Genomic DNA, 16488 nt, shown 5'->3' on the forward strand with positions numbered 1-16488 from the left:
ACCACTAAGAGTATTTAGGTCACCCTAAAACACATGACGAGACTCACATCCGACGGCGACGGCGTTGACCGACGACGGTTCCTGGCTGCCACGGGCGGCCTCGGCGTCGCCGGCCTCGCCGGCTGTATGGGCACGGAGAGCGACGACGAAGACGACGACGCGGACGGCGGCTCGTCGATCGGGCAGATCGGCTCCGGACGCGCGGGCCGCGACGCGCCGGGCGGCACGTCGATGAGCGAGATGCCGGACCTCTCGGGCGAACTCACGGTCTACTCCGGACGCGGCGAGTTCCTCGTCGGCGAACTCGTCACGTACATCGAGGAGCTGTACGACGACTTCGAACTGAACGTCCGGTACGGCGGCGCCACGGACCTGGTAAACACCATCACCAACGAGGGCGAGGGATCGAGAGCCGACGTGTTCTACTCGGTCAACGCCGGCTCGCTCGGCGCCTTGGCCGATGCGGGGCGCACGCAGTCGCTCTCCGAGGACGTCACCGGCATGGTTCGCTCGGAGTTCACCACCGAGCAGTGGATCGGGACCTCCGGCCGCGCGCGCACCGTCCCGTTCAACACCGACTCGCTCTCCGAGTCGGGGATTCCCGACGACATCATGGCGTTCCCGGACGAGTTCGACGGCGACCTCGGCTGGGCGCCGTCGTACGGCTCCTGTCAGGCGTTCGTCACCGCGATGCGGATCATCGAGGGCGAGGAGGCCACTCGCGAGTGGGTCGAATCGGTCGTCGAGTCCGGCATCACGCCCTACAACAACGAGTTCGCCGCGTGTCAGGGGATCGCCGACGGCGAGATAGACGCCGCCTTCACTAACCACTACTACATCCAGCGCGTCCTCGACGGCAACCCCGAGGCGTCGATCGACACCGCGTTCACGAGCGGCGACGCCGGCGCGGTGTTCAACGTCGCCGGCGCCGCGGTCGTCGACACCGCCAGCGACGCGACGCTCGCGGAGAACTTCGTTCGGCACCTGCTGTCGGCCGAAGCGCAGGACTACTTCGCCCGCTCGACCTTCGAGTACCCGCTCATCCCCGATGTCGAACCCGTCGGCAACCTGCCGACCATCGACGAGCTCGACGTCCCCGACATCGATCTGACCGAGCTGTCGGATCTAGAAGCGACCATCGACCTCATGCGCGACGCCGGCGCCGAGGTCTAGGCTCTCGCTGACTGCCTTCCGTGCCTTCCCGTTCGGACTCCGCCGCGCCGCGCCGACTCACACGACGCCTCGTGCGGTGGGGACGCGCTCAGATCGCCGGCGCCGACAGCCTCACGCTCGGGGCCGCCATCGTCGCCGCGGCCGCCGGCGCGCTCACCTTCACCGTCGCCGCGACCGTCTTCGCCCGCCACTCCGTCAACCACGACGAGGGGGTGTACCTCATGCAGGCCGCGCTGTTGCTCTCCGGACAGCTGGAGCTCCACGCCGGCGAACTGGCCGACGCCGTCCACCCGTGGTTCTTCGTCGACGACGGCGGGCGGCTCTACCCGAAGTACAACCCCGTGCCCGCCGCGATGTACGCGGTCTCGATGTGGCTGTTCGACGAGCCGCGGGTGACGCTCGCGGTCGTCGCTGCCGGGAACGCCGCCCTCGTGTACCTCCTCGGCGGGACGGCCTTCGACCGCCGCGTCGGGCTTGCGGCCGCCGTCCTCTTCGCCCTCTCACCGCTGGCGCTCGTCACCGGGTCGGTGTTTCTCCCGTACGCGCCGACGACGTTCTTCAACCTGCTCTTCGCCGTGGCGTACCTCCGCGGGGTCCGCGACCGGTCCCTCCCCCTCGCGGGGCTCGCGGGCGTCGCCATCGGTATCGCCTTCTTCGCCCGGCCGTTCACCGCGGTGCTTTTCGCGGCGCCGTTCATCCTCCACGCGCTCGTCCAGGTCGCTCGATCGGTTCGCGCGGCGGGGGTCTCTCCCGCCTCGCTTCCCGGCCCGGTTCGCCGCCACGGGCTCACGGCGCTCTTCGGGACGCTCTTCGTCGGCGTCACGCTCGCGTACAACTACCGGATGACCGGCGCCCCCCTGACGTTCCCCTACGAGGCGTTCGCGCCGATGGACGGGCCGGGGTTCGGCGAGCGTCGCATCCTCGGCCACGCCGAGGAGTACACCCCGGCGCTCGCGCTTCGCTCGAACGGGTACGGGCTGTGGTACCTCGTCACGCGATGGGTCGTCGCCGGACCGCTCGGCACGCTGCTCGCGCTCGGCGGCGGCGCGGTGGCCGCGCGACGGTGGCTGAGCGGACGGCGCGCGCTCGGCACCGAGCCCGAGCGTACGGCGGACCGCTCGTCCCGCCGGTTCGAGCGGCTCGTCGGGCTCCTGCTCGTCGGCGTCGTCGGGAGCGTCGTCGTCGGGAACCTCTTCTTCTGGGGGACCAACAACCTCCTCGCGACGTTCTCGGACCCGACCGACGGACTGGTCGCCGGCTTCGGGCCGTTCTACCACTTCGACCTCCTCGTCCCGCTGTCCGTCTTCGGCGGCGTCGCCGTCGTCGCCGCCGGCCAGCGGCTCCAGCGACTGCGCGCCCCGCTCGCCGCGCGGTTCACTCCGGCGTCGGCGCGGGCGGCCGTCGTCGCCATCGCGGTGCTCGCGCTCGTCGGCGGGACGCTCGGGGCGGCCGCCGCCGTCGAGGCGCCGCTCGACCGGCACGCGGCCCACGCGGACAAGTACGAGACGGCCTACGAGCCGGTCGAGTCGGCGTCGTTCGACGACGACCTCGTCTTCGTCCCCACGCCGTACGGCGAGTGGCTCAGCCACCCGTTCCAGACGCTCCGGAACGAGCCGGGGCTCGACGGGCCGGTGGTGTACGCGCTCGACCGCGACCCGGTCGAGGATTTCGCGGTGATCGACGCGTACCCCGACCGCGACCTCCGCCGATACGCGTATCAGGGCGAGTGGACGCCGGACCCGTCCCGGCAGGTCGACCCGAAACTCGAATCGCTCGCGGTCCGCGAGGGGGCTCGGGTCGACGCGACGACGACGGTCGGCGTCCCCGAGCGCGTCGCGACCGCGCAGGTTCGGGTGGAGACGGTCCGCGCCGACGGCGACGCGGTCGCGCAGTACGCCGTGAGCGACCCCGGCGACTCGCTCACCGTCGACTGGTCGGTGCGCCCGGAGGGGGCGCGGCTGGCCGGCGCGCCGAACACGACCGTCCCCGTCGCCGCCGCGGGCGACGAGGTCCTCGTCACGGTGACGCTCGTCGACCCGACCGGCGCGACGTTCACGTACCGACAGGAGGCGACGGCGAGAGTCCAGGGCGACCGCGTCGAGGTCGTCTGGCCGCCCGAGCGCTCGGTGTGTCGGCTGGTCACCGCCTGCGGGACCGAAGGGACGTACCTCCCGGACGACCCGGACGCGCACGCGGAGTGGGTGCGCTTCGAGACGGCCGCGGAAGCGAGCGACGCTCGCTGAGGCGTCGCTGGTCGGGGAGCAGCGGCTCCCCGCAGTTCCGCGGTCACGGCCTCCGGCGGTGTGGCCGTCGTTTATAAATGACTGCCAACTGACCGCGTTCGTTTATAAGTAACCGACGCAGGCGGTCTGCGGTATTTAAAAGAGTTCTCTGGCCGCCGAAACCCTGCTTCGCGCTTAGAACCGCCGGAGGCGCTCTTCGAGACAGACGGTGACGATCGACTTCGCGATGGCGGCGCCGCCCTCTATCGGGTCGAGCTTCGTCTCGCCGAGTCGCTCGGCGTACTCGATCGGTCGCTCGCGCACGTCGTAGCCGCGCATCAGCGGTCGGATCAGCAGTTCGGCGGAGAGGCCGGTGTTCTCGGTCCAACTGATGTCCTGGATGACCTCGCGCCGGTACGCGCGCATGCCGGTCGTGGTGTCGTGGACGCGCTCGCCCATGAGCAGCGACGCGACCGCCGCGAACGACTGGTTCCCGAAGCGGTTGAACGCCGGCATCGCCGCCGCGCCGTGGTAGAGCCGGTCGCCGCTGACCACGTCCGCGCCGTCGTTGATCTCGTCGAGAAACGCCGGCAGCGCGTCCATCGGGTAGGTGTCGTCGCAGTCGGTGGTGACGACGACCGGGCGGTCGGGGGTCTCGATCGCTTCTTTGACCGCGACGCCGTACCCCTGGGGCTCCTGTTCGATCACCGTCGCGCCGTGCTCGCGGGCGATCTCGGGCGTGTCGTCCGAGGAGCCGTCGACGCAGACGACCTCGGCGCGGCCGTCCGTGACGCGCTCGATGTCGTCGAGGACGGTGCCGATAGCCGCCTCCTCGTTGTAGGTCCCCATCACGACGCTCAGGTCGTCGAAGGTGTACGGCCCGTCGGCGGTCGCGCTCGTGTCACTCGTCTCGCTGTCGTCGCTTTCGGTCGAATCGTCGGTGACGGCCGTCGCGGAGCCGTTCGTCACCTGCGCTGAGTCGCTCATTACCCACAACTCCGGTCGCACGCACTTGAGTTTTTAGGTTTACCTAAAATAGTGGAATCCAGCCGTCATTACGCGGCGGCCAGCCAGTCGTCGAGGTCGTCGGCGACGCGCAACGCGAGCGCGGCGATAGTCAGCGTGGGGTTCATCGCGCCGCCCGTCGGGAAGACGCTGCTGGAGGCGATCCAGCAGTTGTCCAGGTCGTGGGTGCGGCAGTCGGCGTCGACGACGCCGTCGTCGGGGTCCGCGCTCATCCGCGTCGTTCCCATGTGGTGGTACGCCGGGCCGGTCGCGTCCGGGCCGGCGACCCACTCGACGTCCGCGCCGAGCGTCTCCAGTATCTCGCGTTGGATCTCCGTCGCGCGCTCGACGGTCCGGAGCGCGCGGTCGTCGACGCTCCAGTGGATCTCGGGGACGGGGTTACCGTGGTCGTCGGTGCGGTCCGGATCGAGCGTCACGTAGCTGTCCGACCGCGGGAGCTGTTCGACCAGCCCGCCCATCGCGATGTGGGTCCCGTAGCCGTCGCGGAGCCGGTCGAGGAGCGCGTCGCCCCAGTCTTCGCCCGTGAGCGCCTGCTCGACGGGCGAGGGGCCGGCGTAGTTGAAAAACTCCAACTTAAAGGGCGCGAGCGACTCGTCCGCCTCGTCGTAAAACTGGTCGCACGCGCTGGTGTAAAAGCCGACGTGGTTCTGTCGGGTCGGCTCGTCGAGGGTGCCGCCGGCGCCCGCGAACAGGTGGTCCATGAAGAACTTCCCGACCGTCCCGCTGGAGTTGGCGAGCCCGTCCGGGTACGCGTCGGACGCCGAGAGCAGCAGGAGCCGGGGCGTCTCCACCCCGCCGCAGGCGACGACGAAGGCGTCGGCCGTCTGTCGGTGCGTCTCGCCGTCGGGCGTCGCGTACACCGCGGCCGTGACGCGGTCGCCCGCGTGTTCGAGTCGCTGGACCGGTGCGCGGTCGATCACCGTCGCGCCGGCCGTCTCCGCGCGCTCGACGTGGACCGTCGCGTCGTACTTTGCGCCTGCCGGGCAGACGGGCTGGCAGGTGCCGTAGCCGACGCAGGCGGACCGACCGTCGTACGCCTCCGAGTTCCGCGCGTTCGGCACGGAGTGCATGTCGATTTCGAGCTCTTCGCAGGCCTCGGCGAACAGCGAGTCGCTGTAGGAGGGCTCGAACGCCGGCATGGGGTGCGGCTCCTCGCGGGGCGGCGCGTAGGGGTTATCAGACGCGCCCGCGACGCCGAGTTCGCGCTCGGCCGCCGCGTAGTACGGGCGGAGGTCGGCGTACTCGATCGGCCAGTCCTCGCCGACGCCGCGCTCTGTCTCGGAGTTGAAATCGGCCTCGTGGAGCCGCATCACCATCCCCTGCCAGTGGAGCGTCGACCCGCCGATACCCTTCACGCGGGCGTGGTTCAGCGGGTAGACGCGCTCGCCCGAGTTGGCGTGCGCGTCGCGCTCGCCGCCGACGTCCCACACGTCGGGCCGTCCGTAGCTCGGCCGGATCGCCCGCTCCTGTCGCGCGAGTCGGTCCGCGGGGTCGAACCGCGGCCCGGCGTCGAGCACGACCACGTCGCGGTCGGCGGCCAGTCGGTCCGCGACGAGCGCGCCCGCCGGTCCCGCGCCCACCACGCAGACGTCGGCGTCCGAAACCGGGGTTCGGTCGATCGGACCTCCGCTCATCGCGGCCCTCGCTGATAGCTCTGGGCCCCGCCGGGGTGACCCTGCGGGTTCTCGATGCCGACCAACTCGCCGCCCGTCGGCGAGGCGTACAGCGCGAGCAGCAACTCGTTGACGACGTAGTACCGGACCCGCTCTGCGGTCGTTCCCTCCGGGTCCTCGTCGGCCACGTCGGCGCCGATCTCGCGGAGGAGCCTGTCTCGGTCGGCCTCGGAGAGGTCGGCGACGGGCGCCCCGTGCCACGCGCGCGCCGCCTCGTCGAGTTCGGCGACGGCCGCCCGGAGCCCCTCGGCGTGTGCCGACCCGTCGAGCCGCCCGTCGAGGAACTCGTCGACGAACGAGTCCACGCCGTCGACGGCCGTCGGGTAGAGGACCGCCGCGACGGCGGCCATCGACGCGCGGGTGGTCGTCTCGTCGGCGAGGTCGGGACCCTCGGCTCGGGAGTCGCCCGCCTTCGCGGTGGCCAGCGCGGCGCCTCCCGCCGCCCCGAGGGCGCCCAGCGCGGCCACCGCGTCGCGCCGCGTCAGTTCCATGGTCGGTTTAGGTAGCCCTAAAGTATTATATCCGTCGGACCTAAGCGACGAGTGAATCGCAACTGGTAACGGTCGGTGCGGCCTTCCACCGCTACGAACCCCTCTCCGGATTATGAGCTGGACACGCCGGATCCGCGACGCCATGACAGACGGCGACGGTCGACTACCGGTGGGTCTCACCCTCCTCTCGGCCGCCATCGCCGCGACGCTCGTGCTCCCGCTGGCGTGGCTGGTTATCCGCGCCGTCACGGTGGAGCGCTCGCGAGCCGTCGAGCTGCTCTTCAGCGTCCAAACCGCCGACGTGCTCGTGAACAGCCTCCTGCTCATGGGCGGGGTCACCGGCTTTTCGATCCTGCTCGGCGTCCCGCTCGCGTACCTGACAGCGCGGACCGACCTCCCCTTCCGACGGTTCTGGTCGATCGCGGTCGCGCTCCCGCTCGTCGTACCGAGCTACGTCGGCGCGTTCTCGTTCGTCTCCGCGTTCGGTCCGCGCGGCGAGTTCCGCGACCTGCTCGTGCCCCTCGGCGTCGAGCGGCTCCCCGAGATCTACGGGCTTCCGGGGACGATCCTCGTCATCACGCTGTACACCTACCCGTACGTCTACCTCACGACCCGCGCGTCCCTCCTCACGCTCGACACGACGCTGATCGAGGCGGCGCGCACGCTGAACCACGGGCGGCTGGAGGCGTTCCGCCGGGTGACGCTCCCCGTCATCCGCCCGTCGATCGCCGCCGGGTCGCTCCTCGCGGCGCTGTACGCCGTCTCCGACTTCGGGACGCCGACGATCATGCGGCTCCCCGTGTTCACCCGCCAGATATACGTCGAGTACAACTCCTTCGGGAGCGACTACGCCGCGCTGCTCTCCCTGCAACTCCTCGCCGTCGTCCTCGTCGTCCTCGCCTTGGAGTGGTTCGTTCGCTCCGATCGCACGGCTCACGGCGACGACGCCGGCCGCACCGACCGGCTCGTCAGCCTGGGGCGGTGGCGCTGGCCGGCGACGCTGTTTCCCGCGTCGGTGGCCGCCGTCGCGCTCCTCGTCCCGCTCTGGATCCTCTTTCTGTGGTTCCTCCGAACCGACGCCGGGCGTCGCCCCTCGCTGGCGTTCGAGTGGGTTCAGGCGCTCAACTCGGTGTCCGTCGCCGCGGCGGCCGCCCTCGTCGCCGCGATCGCGGCCATCCCCATCGCGTACTTCGCCGCCACCCACGACTCGCCGCTGTCGACGCTGTTCGAGCGGGTGACGTACGTCGGCTTCGCGGTCCCCGGAATCGTGTTGGCGCTCGCCTTAGTCTACTTCGGGTCGGGGTACCTCCCGTGGCTCTACCAGACGCTCCCACTGTTGGTGTTCGCGTACGTCATCCGCTTTCTCCCGCAGGTCGTCGGGTCGAGTCGGACCGCGATCCTCGGTGTCGACCCCCGGCTCGTCGAGGCGAGCCGCGCGCTCGGCGAGTCCTCTCTCGGCTCGTTCCGCCGAGTGACGTTCCCGCTCGTCCGGTCCGGCATCGTCGCCGGCGCCGCGCTCGTGTTCCTCACGACGATGAAGGAGCTGCCGGTCACGCTCATCCTCCGGCCCACCGGCTTCGAGACCATCGTCTCGCAGATCTGGCGGGCACAGGAGTCCGGGCTCTACCAGTACGCCGTCGTCCCGACCCTCCTGCTTTTGCTCATCTCCGGGCTCTCGATGATCGTGATGCTCGCTCAGGAGGGCGGGGAAGACGGGCTCTGACGCGGCTCCGACCGCTTTCGGTCTCGACCGATCCGCCGACCCGGCTTCTCGCCGTCGCTTCGGAAGGGCCTTTTATGCCGACCCACGAACAGACGGTATGTTCCGGCAGTTCCGGTCGGAGGTGGCCGACGCGCTCGGCGACGCGCTCGACGCGTTGGATCTCCCGACCGACGACCTCGGTATCGAACGCCCGCCCGACGACATGGACGCGACGCTCGCCTCCAGCATCGCCTTCCGACTCGCGGGCGTGGTCGGCGACGCGCCGCCGAACGTGGCGGCGACCGTCGCCGACGCGGTCGACATCGAGGGCGCCGACTACGTCGCCGCGGTCGACACCGCCGGCCCCTACATCAACTTCCACGCCGGCGAGCAGTACCTCGTCGACACGCTCGACGCGGCCGCCGCAGACGCGGCGTACGGCTCGCTCCCCGACCGCGACACCTCGGTGGTCGTCGAACACACCAGCGCGAACCCGACCGGGCCGGTCCACGTCGGCCGCGCCCGCAACCCCATCGTCGGCGACGCGGTGGCGAACCTCCTCGACTACGCCGGCTACGACGTCGACCGCCACTACTACGTCAACGACGCGGGCCGGCAGATGGCCGTGTTCACCTGGGCGTACGAGCGGTTCGACGAAGCCGACCTCGACGAGGAGCCGGCCCGCGACCGCGCCGAGTACGACCTGGTCCGGTACTACCGCAAGGGGAACGCGTACTTAAATGAGGCCGACGAGGACGCGGTCGAGGCCGCCGAGGCGGAGATCGCCGAGATCCTCCAGGGGCTCGAAGCCGGCGACGAGGCGACCTTCGAGCGCGTCGGCGAGGTCGTCGACGCGGTTCTCGGCGGGATGAAGGCGTGTCTCGCGCGGCTCCCCGCGGAGTTCGACGAGTTCGTCAAGGAGACGCGGTTCATGCGCGACGGGTCGACCGACGAGGTGGCGGCGCGGCTCAAGGAGACCGATCACGCGGTTTACGAGGAGGACGCGTGGCAGCTCGCGCTCGACGACTGGGGGATCGAGAAGAATCTCGTCTTCCTTCGCTCGGACGACACCTCGCTGTACACGACCCGCGACCTGGCGCACCACGAGTGGAAGTTCGAAAACTACGACCGCGCCGTCACGGTCCTCGGCGAGGACCACAAACTGCAGGCCGACCAGCTCGACGCGGCGCTCGAACTGCTCGGCAACGACACCGACCAGCTTGACCACCTCATCTTCTCGTACGTGAACCTCCCCGAGGGGAAGATGTCCACGCGAGAGGGCACCGGCGTGATGCTCGACGACCTGATCGACGAGGCGGTCGACCGGGCCCGCGAGGCGGTCGAGACCCGGATGGACGACCGGATCCGCGACGACGACCTGTCCGAGGCCGACGTCGAACGCATCGCCTCGCAGGTCGGGATCGGGGCGGTCCGGTACGACATCGTCTCGAAACAGCCCGCGAAGGCGATCACGTTTAAATGGGACGACGCGCTCGACTTCGAGGGCCAGTCCGCCCCGTTCGTCCAGTACGTCCACGCGAGGTGTTGTGGCATCTTACAGGAGGCCGCCGCCGCGGGCGTCGAGGTGCCGGGCGTGACGGGCGAACGCGTCGACGCGGACGCGCTCGCCGTCGACGCTACGGTCTTCGAGACCGACGCGGCCCGCGAACTCCTTCGCGAGGTGGCGCGCTTCCCGGCCGTCATCGAGTCGGCGGCGACGGATCTCGAACCGCACACCATCGCGACGTTCACCCGCGAGTTCGCCGACGCGTACAACGCCTTCTACCGCGAGTGCCCGGTGGTCACGGCGGAAGACGAGGACCTGCGGGCCGCCCGCGTCGCGCTCGTCGCGGCCGCGAAACACACGATGGCGAACGCACTCGACGTGCTCGGGGTCGAAGCGCCCGAGTCGATGTAACACGGGAGCGACGCTCCCGTCGAACGGTAGCGGTTCCAACTGGCAGTTCGCAGCGCGCACCGCCGCGTCTACTTATAAAACACTCTCCGAGAGACGGTCGGGGTCTCCCGATCTCTTCGCGTCGGTCGGGAGGTCAAAGCTTACTTACACGCACGCCGCCGTAGTTCGGGTAATGAGTAGCGACGCCCAAGCGGCGAGCGAGGACCGGCGGAAGTACGAGTTCCGCAAGGTCATCGAGGAGCTCCGAGACTTCGAGGGCTCCGGGACGCAGCTCGTCACCATCTACATCCCCGAGGATCGGCAGGTCTCCGACGTGGTCGCGCACGTCACCCAGGAACACAGCGAGGCGTCCAACATCAAGTCCAAGCAGACGCGGACGGCGGTTCAAGACGCGCTGACCTCGATCAAAGACCGGCTCCGCTACTACGACACCTACCCACCGGAAAACGGGATGGTGATCTTCTCCGGCGCCATCGACGCCGGCGGCGGCCAGACCGACATGGTCACCCGGACCCTCGAATCGCCGCCCCAGCCCGTCGAGTCGTTCCGGTACCACTGCGACTCGGAGTTCCTCACCGAGCCGCTAGAGCACATGCTCGAAGACACCGGCCTCTTCGGGCTCATCGTCTTAGACCGGCGTGAGGCCAACGTCGGCTGGCTGAAAGGCAAGCGCGTCGAGGCGGTCAAGTCCGCCTCCTCGCTCGTCCCCGGCAAACAGCGGAAGGGGGGACAGTCCGCCCAGCGGTTCGCCCGGCTCCGGCTCGAAGCGATCGACAACTTCTACCAGGAGGTCGCGGGGATGGCCGACGACCTGTTCGTCGACAAGCGCCACGAGATCGACGGCATCCTTGTCGGCGGCCCCTCGCCGACGAAAGACGAGTTCCTCGACGGCGACTACCTCCACCACGAACTGCAGGACAAGGTCCTCGGCAAGTTCGACGTGGCGTACACCGACGAGTCCGGCCTGAAAGACCTCGTCGACAATGCGAGCGAAGCGCTCGCCGACCAGGAGATCGTCGAGGACAAACGCAACATGGAGGAGTTCTTTGAGAACCTCAACACCGGCGAGGAGGCCACCTACGGGTTCGACCAGACCCGGCGCAACCTCATCATGGGGTCGGTCGACCGCCTGCTCATCTCCGAGGACCTCCGCTCCGACGTGGTCGTCTACGAGTGTCCGAACGGTCACGAGGAGTACGAGGTCGTCGACTCGCGACACTCGACGCCCGCACACGAGTGTTCCGAGTGCGGCGAAGACGCCGAAGTCGACGAGCGCGAAGACGTGATCGAACACCTGATGGCCATCGCCGAACAGCGCGGCACCGACACTAAGTTCATCTCCACAGACTTCGAAAAGGGCGAACAGCTCCTCGACGCGTTCGGCGGCATCGCGGGTATTCTGCGGTACTCGACGGGCGTCTAAGCGGCGCGGACGCCAACGGCCAGCCGTCCCGAGGTGTCGTACCGCGCGACTACTCCGATTCGACGGGGGCTGTCGCGATGTCCAGACACGCACAGGCGTCGGTTTCGGGGTCGAAGCAGTCCGGACACTCCGGCTGTCGATCGATGATCGTGTCGAGCCGGTCGGCGACGGTGTCGTCGATGACCGCCTCGAGTTCGTGTGCCTCCTCGCGGAACTCCTCGACGCCGAGGACGTTCGCGAGGAAGCGCTCGATGATACAGTACGTCTGCAGCGCGTCGCGGGCGCGCACGATGCCGTCGTCGGTGAGCCGGACTCCCTTGTACTTCTCGTGTTCGGCGAGGTCGCGCTCCTCTAGTTTGCCGATCATCTCGTTTGCGCTCGCCGGACTCACGTCCAAGGCGTCGGCTATCGACCCGGTCGACGCGGGACCGTCTTCCTGCTTCTGTACGACGTATATCGTCTTGAGGTACTGGTCTGCGGTGTTCACTGCTTCCCTCCATCGGCACTCGTCGTCGGTTCGATCCCCCGGTTCATCGCTGCTCCATGACCGCTGTCACGTCTCTGACCCCATCGGCCTCGTCTTCGCGGATCGCCCGTAACTCCGTGAGCAGCTCGTCTCGGTCGATCGCGAACTCGGCGTCCGATTCTTCGAGCGCCTCGATGAGGTCGTCGTAGAACTTGTAGGCGGTCTCCTCGTTACACAGCTGATCGTAGAGGACGCCGTCGAAGTCCTCGGGGCGCGTCCGCCCGTATCGCGCGTCCACGAGCGATTCGATCTCGTCGAACGGGACGCTGTCGACGCCGAGCCCCTCGATGAGCGACTCCAATCGCTGGCGGTGCTCGGCCGACTCCTCGGCCGCGTCGGCGAGCAGGGTCTCTATCGTGTCGTCGAGTTCGTCGTCGAGGCTCTGGTAGTGGTGGTGCGACCGCGCTTCGACGACCTCCTCTAACACGATCCCGATCTGTAACAGCCGGGCGAGCTGATCGTCTGAGTCGATCCGTTGGCTCACGCTCACGGGTCCCACCTTTCACATTCCGATACAACCGTTCGCATACACGGCAGTCGGGGGCAGGCCAACTTAAGAAGTTCCCTTGGTTCGGCGCACGAGCGCGATGGCGGCGGCTCGCCGTCGTTGCACGCGAAAAATTGGAGCGTCGGTCGCCGTGCGCGACTACTGCAGTCGCTCGAAGACGAGTTCCTTGACGTCGTCGCGGAACTCGTCGACCGCGATCTCCTCTAACACGGGAACGAAGAAGCCCTCGACGAGCATGTTCCGCGCCGTGCGCGAGTCGATCGTCCGACTCTCCAAGTAGAACAGGTCCTCCGCGTCGACCTGTCCGACCGTCGCCGAGTGCGACGCCTCGGTGTCGTGGTTGTGGATGATCAGCTTCGGCGACGCGTCCGCCTCGGCGTCGTCCGACAGCATCAGCGTGTTCTCGCGCTGGTAGCTCGAGGTGTTCCACGCGTCGTTGCCGACGTCTTGGACGCCCTCGTAGACCGAGCGGGCCACGTCGTCGAGCACGCCGCGCGTGACCAGGTCGGCCGTCGTGTGCTCGGCCTGGTGCCAGACGCGGGCGTTGATGTCGAAGTGCTGGTCGTCGGTCCCGAAGAACGTCCCGACGATCTGGCTCTCGGAGCCGTCGCCGTTCAGTTCGGTCTCGACGTCGGAGCGGGTGAGCTTCGAACCGAAGTTGCTCTCGATCCAGTCGACCGTCGAGTACGCGTCGGTTACGGCGCGTTTCAGCGAGTAGGTGTACGTCTCGTCGTCGAGGTTCTGTAGCGAGCCGAACTGCACGCTCGCGTTCTCGCCCGCGGCGATTTCGACGAGGTTCGAGAAGTACCGGTCGCCGTCGACGCTACCCTCACCGGACTCGATCGATTCGAGAATCGTCACCGACGACGACTCCTCGGCGACGACGAGCGTCTGGCTGAAAAGCGAGCGGGAGTTCATCTCCGCGCGCACCGTCACGTCCTCGACATCGACGCCCTCGGGGACGTAGACGAAGGTGCCGGTGGTGAAGAGCGCGACCGACAGCGCGGTGAAGTAGTTGTGTTCGGGGTCGAGTACGGACCCGAAGTTCGCCTCGATGACGTCGCCGTACTCGTCGAACGCCTCGGTGAAGGGGAGGACGACGACCTCGTCGTCTCCGGCCGATCGCTCCGTGGTGTCCGACTGGTTGAGCGGATCGACCAGCGACTCGAAGTCGAGGGCCTCTAAGTCCGTCCAGCGGCGCCCCGGCGTCTGGATAACGTCGGGGAGGTCGGCCGTCTCAAGCGCCGAAAGCGCGTTCAGACGGGTCTCTAAGAGCCACTCGGGCTCGTCGCGTTCGTCGGCGATGCGTCGTACCGTGTCCTCAGAGAGGCTCTCGATTGCTTGCGTACTCATATTATCCGAGCGAGCCCTCCATCTCGAGTTCGACGAGCCGGTTGAGTTCGACCGCGTACTCGATGGGCAACTCTTCCGTGATGGGCTCGATGAAGCCCGAAACGATCATCTGTTTGGCGTCGTCGTCGTCGAGACCGCGCGACTGCAGGTAGAAGATGTCCTCGTCGCCGATCTTCCCGACGGTCGCCTCGTGGGCGACGTCGACCTTCGACTCGTTGATCTCCATGTACGGCATGGTGTCGGAGGTCGACTCGTTGTCGAACATCAGCGCGTCGCACTCCACGGCGGTCGAGGAGTTCTCGGCGCCGTCGGCGATGTGGACGAGACCCCGGTAGTTCGTGCGGCCGCCGTCCTTCGAGATCGATTTCGACTCGATGGTCGATTTGGTCTCGGGCGCGTTGTGGTACACCTTCGCGCCGGTGTCGATGTTCTGGCCCTCGCCCGCGAAGGCGATGGTGATGTGGTTGTCGGAGGCGCCGCGACCCTTCAGGATCGTCGACGGGTACAGCATCGTCGCCTTCGACCCCATCGACCCGGAAATCCACTCCATGCGCCCGCCCTTCTCGGCGATGGCGCGCTTCGTGTTCAGGTTGTAGGTGTTCTTCGACCAGTTTTGCACGGTCGAGTACTGGACGTGTGCGTCCTCGCCGACGAAGACCTCGACGCCGCCGGAGTGGAGGTTAAACGCCGAGTACTTCGGCGCGGAACAGCCCTCGATGTAGTGGACCTCGGAGCCCTCCTCGGCGATGATGAGCGTGTGCTCGAACTGGCCCATCCCCTCGGAGTTCATCCGGAAGTACGCTTGGACCGGCATGTCTACCGTGGTGTTCTCCGGCACGTAGACGAACGAGCCGCCGGACCAGATGGCGCCGTGCAGCGCGGCGAACTTGTTGTCGCTCGGGGGGACGCACTTCGTCATGAAGTGCTCGCGGACGAGCTCTTCGTGCTCCTGGACGGCCTCGTCCATGTTACAGAAGATGACGCCCTTCTCTTCCCACCGCTCCTGCATGTTCTGGTAGACGACCTCCGACTCGTACTGGGCGCCGACGCCGGAGAGCGCGTTCTTCTCGGCCTCCGGGATGCCCAGTTTGTCGAAGGTGTCTTTGATCTCGTCCGGCAGTTCCGTCCAGTCGTCGACGCCCGCCCGAACGTCGACGTCGGGCCGGATGTACGGAACGATCTCGTCGATGTCGACTTCGCTCAGGTCCGGCTGGCCGGGCCAGTCGGTCGGCATCGGCATCTCTTGGTACTGCTTGAGCGCGCGCAGGCGCCGCTCTAACATCCACTCCGGTTCGTCTTTGTCCTCCGAGATGACGCGGACCGTCTCCTCGGTGAGACCCTTGTCGGTCTTGAAGGCGGACTTCTCCTCCTTTTTAAACTCGAAGCGGGCCTCGGTGTCTGTCTCTTTGAGGTCGTCTTGTTGTGAACTCATGATAGTATGTTACGTGTTGCCCCGTTTATTCCTGTTGAGTGACCATAATCGGTTACGCGGCCTCGAACGCGTCCTCGCGGACCCAGTCGTACCCCTTGTCCTCGAGCTTCTCGGCGAGCTCCGGGCCGCCGCTCTTGACGACCTCGCCGTCAAGCATGACGTGGACGTGGTCGGGTTCGACGTAGTCGAGGATCCGCTGGTAGTGAGTGATCTGGAGGACGCCCGTGCCCTGCTCGTCGCGGAGCGCGTTGATCCCCTTCGAGACGTCTTGCAGTCGGTCGATGTCCAGCCCCGAGTCGATCTCGTCGAGGACGGCGACCGCGGGCTCTAACATTGCGGCCTGCAGGACCTCGTTCTGTTTCTTCTCGCCGCCGGAGAAGCCGGCGTTGAGGTACCGCTGCATGAACCTCTCGTCCATGTCGAGCAGTTCCATCTTCTCCGAGAGAATCTCCTGGAACTCCGCGACACCGATCTCGCCGTCGTCGGCGGGACCCTCCATCGGGGAGGTCTCGTAGCCGGCGTCCCCGTCGTCGTCGTCGGCCGCTTCGGCGTCCTCGTCTTCGAACAGCTCCTCACGCTCGTCCGCCTTGGCGTTGAGGGACTGACGGAGGAAGTTCGTCATCGTGACACCCTCGATCTCCGCCGGGTACTGGAACCCGAGGAAGATGCCGAGCGCGGCGCGCTCGTTGGGTTCGAGTTCGAGCAGCTCCCAGTGGTAATCTTCGTCGTCGAGGTCGCCGTCGATGTCAGCGACGTCCTCTTCGTCGAGGTGGAGCAGGACCTCGCCGCCCGTGACCTCGTAGGCCGGGTGTCCGGCGATTACCTTCGCAAGCGTCGACTTCCCGGAGCCGTTGGGACCCATCAGCGCGTGGATCTCTCCGGACTCGACGGTCAAGTCGACCCCGCGAAGAATACGTTCGCCGCCCTCTTCCGCCACTCGTGCGTGAAGATCGTTGATTTCGAGAGTTGCCATATGTATTCTCGTGCCTCGTGGATCAATAGAGTGGGTTGAGGAGGTTAATGGTTACGAATCCACCCGTA

The 16488-nt window shown here is 67.7% G+C and carries 13 protein-coding genes; 5 read left to right on the forward strand and 8 right to left on the reverse strand.

Translation table 11 applies throughout. The features are described from left to right. Positions 1-33 precede the first annotated feature (33 nt). The gene (locus DOS48_RS14600; RefSeq protein WP_127116456.1) at positions 34-1173 is read left to right on the forward strand and encodes an extracellular solute-binding protein; all 1140 of its coding nucleotides are present in this window, start codon (positions 34-36) and stop codon (positions 1171-1173) included. A 71-nt stretch (positions 1174-1244) separates the two neighbouring features. Next, positions 1245-3416, forward strand: coding sequence for a glycosyltransferase family 39 protein (locus DOS48_RS14605; protein ID WP_244629351.1), 2172 nt, complete (start codon positions 1245-1247; stop codon positions 3414-3416). A gap of 174 nt (positions 3417-3590) precedes the next feature. Here the strand turns inward: DOS48_RS14605 and DOS48_RS14610 are convergent, their stop codons facing one another. From DOS48_RS14610 to DOS48_RS14620, 3 genes are all read right to left on the reverse strand, one after another. Next, positions 3591-4244: a dolichyl-phosphate hexose transferase gene (locus tag DOS48_RS14610; protein ID WP_244629388.1), complete on the reverse strand. Its 654-nt coding sequence runs from the start codon at positions 4242-4244 to the stop codon at positions 3591-3593. A gap of 206 nt (positions 4245-4450) precedes the next feature. Next, a complete protein-coding gene (locus DOS48_RS14615) occupies positions 4451-6055 on the reverse strand; it encodes a GMC family oxidoreductase (RefSeq protein ID WP_127116459.1) in 1605 nt (534 codons plus the stop codon). After that, on the reverse strand, positions 6052-6585 hold the full coding sequence (locus tag DOS48_RS14620; protein WP_127116460.1) for a gluconate 2-dehydrogenase subunit 3 family protein: 534 nt from the start codon (positions 6583-6585) through the stop codon (positions 6052-6054). The genes DOS48_RS14615 and DOS48_RS14620 overlap by 4 nt, the downstream gene beginning before the upstream one ends. Before the next feature lie 112 nt (positions 6586-6697). On the opposite strand from DOS48_RS14620, the gene DOS48_RS14625 reads away from it, so the two are divergent. From DOS48_RS14625 to prf1, 3 genes are all read left to right on the forward strand, one after another. Further along, complete coding sequence (locus DOS48_RS14625; RefSeq protein ID WP_127116461.1) at positions 6698-8308, forward strand: iron ABC transporter permease; 1611 nt, start codon at positions 6698-6700, stop codon at positions 8306-8308. Between the two features lie 97 nt (positions 8309-8405). Then, a complete protein-coding gene (gene argS, locus DOS48_RS14630) occupies positions 8406-10205 on the forward strand; it encodes an arginine--tRNA ligase (RefSeq protein WP_127116462.1) in 1800 nt (599 codons plus the stop codon). Positions 10206-10377: 172 nt separating this feature from the next. Then, positions 10378-11628: a peptide chain release factor aRF-1 gene (gene prf1 / locus DOS48_RS14635; RefSeq protein WP_127116463.1), complete on the forward strand. Its 1251-nt coding sequence runs from the start codon at positions 10378-10380 to the stop codon at positions 11626-11628. Between the two features lie 49 nt (positions 11629-11677). Here the strand turns inward: prf1 and DOS48_RS14640 are convergent, their stop codons facing one another. The 5 genes from DOS48_RS14640 to DOS48_RS14660 all read right to left on the reverse strand — a co-directional run bounded on the left by DOS48_RS14640 (position 11678) and on the right by DOS48_RS14660 (position 16420). After that, on the reverse strand, positions 11678-12115 hold the full coding sequence (locus DOS48_RS14640) for a metal-dependent transcriptional regulator (protein WP_127116464.1): 438 nt from the start codon (positions 12113-12115) through the stop codon (positions 11678-11680). Between the two features lie 43 nt (positions 12116-12158). Next, on the reverse strand, positions 12159-12644 hold the full coding sequence (locus DOS48_RS14645; protein ID WP_127116465.1) for a ferritin-like domain-containing protein: 486 nt from the start codon (positions 12642-12644) through the stop codon (positions 12159-12161). Between the two features lie 156 nt (positions 12645-12800). Continuing rightward, a complete protein-coding gene (sufD, locus tag DOS48_RS14650) occupies positions 12801-14015 on the reverse strand; it encodes a Fe-S cluster assembly protein SufD (protein WP_127116466.1) in 1215 nt (404 codons plus the stop codon). 1 nt (position 14016) lies between these two features. After that, positions 14017-15447, reverse strand: coding sequence for a Fe-S cluster assembly protein SufB (gene sufB / locus DOS48_RS14655; RefSeq protein ID WP_127116467.1), 1431 nt, complete (start codon positions 15445-15447; stop codon positions 14017-14019). A 52-nt stretch (positions 15448-15499) separates the two neighbouring features. Next, on the reverse strand, positions 15500-16420 hold the full coding sequence (locus DOS48_RS14660; RefSeq protein ID WP_127116468.1) for an ABC transporter ATP-binding protein: 921 nt from the start codon (positions 16418-16420) through the stop codon (positions 15500-15502). Between the last annotated feature and the right edge of the window lie 68 nt (positions 16421-16488).

The organism is Halorubrum sp. PV6 (assembly GCF_003990725.2).
In the GTDB taxonomy this organism is placed as follows: Archaea; Halobacteriota; Halobacteria; order Halobacteriales; family Haloferacaceae; genus Halorubrum.

Excerpts from the sequence above, each read along its gene's own strand:
- prf1 (WP_127116463.1), top strand. The coding sequence starts at position 10,378 with ATGAGTAGCGACGCCCAAGCGGCGAGCGAGGACCGGCGGAAGTACGAG.
- sufD (WP_127116466.1), bottom strand. The coding sequence starts at position 14,015 with ATGAGTACGCAAGCAATCGAGAGCCTCTCTGAGGACACGGTACGACGC.
- DOS48_RS14620 (WP_127116460.1), bottom strand. The coding sequence starts at position 6,585 with ATGGAACTGACGCGGCGCGACGCGGTGGCCGCGCTGGGCGCCCTCGGG.
- argS (WP_127116462.1), top strand. The coding sequence starts at position 8,406 with ATGTTCCGGCAGTTCCGGTCGGAGGTGGCCGACGCGCTCGGCGACGCG.
- DOS48_RS14615 (WP_127116459.1), bottom strand. The coding sequence starts at position 6,055 with ATGAGCGGAGGTCCGATCGACCGAACCCCGGTTTCGGACGCCGACGTC.
- sufB (WP_127116467.1), bottom strand. The coding sequence starts at position 15,447 with ATGAGTTCACAACAAGACGACCTCAAAGAGACAGACACCGAGGCCCGC.
- DOS48_RS14610 (WP_244629388.1), bottom strand. The coding sequence starts at position 4,244 with ATGGGGACCTACAACGAGGAGGCGGCTATCGGCACCGTCCTCGACGAC.
- DOS48_RS14600 (WP_127116456.1), top strand. The coding sequence starts at position 34 with ATGACGAGACTCACATCCGACGGCGACGGCGTTGACCGACGACGGTTC.
- DOS48_RS14660 (WP_127116468.1), bottom strand. The coding sequence starts at position 16,420 with ATGGCAACTCTCGAAATCAACGATCTTCACGCACGAGTGGCGGAAGAG.
- DOS48_RS14625 (WP_127116461.1), top strand. The coding sequence starts at position 6,698 with ATGAGCTGGACACGCCGGATCCGCGACGCCATGACAGACGGCGACGGT.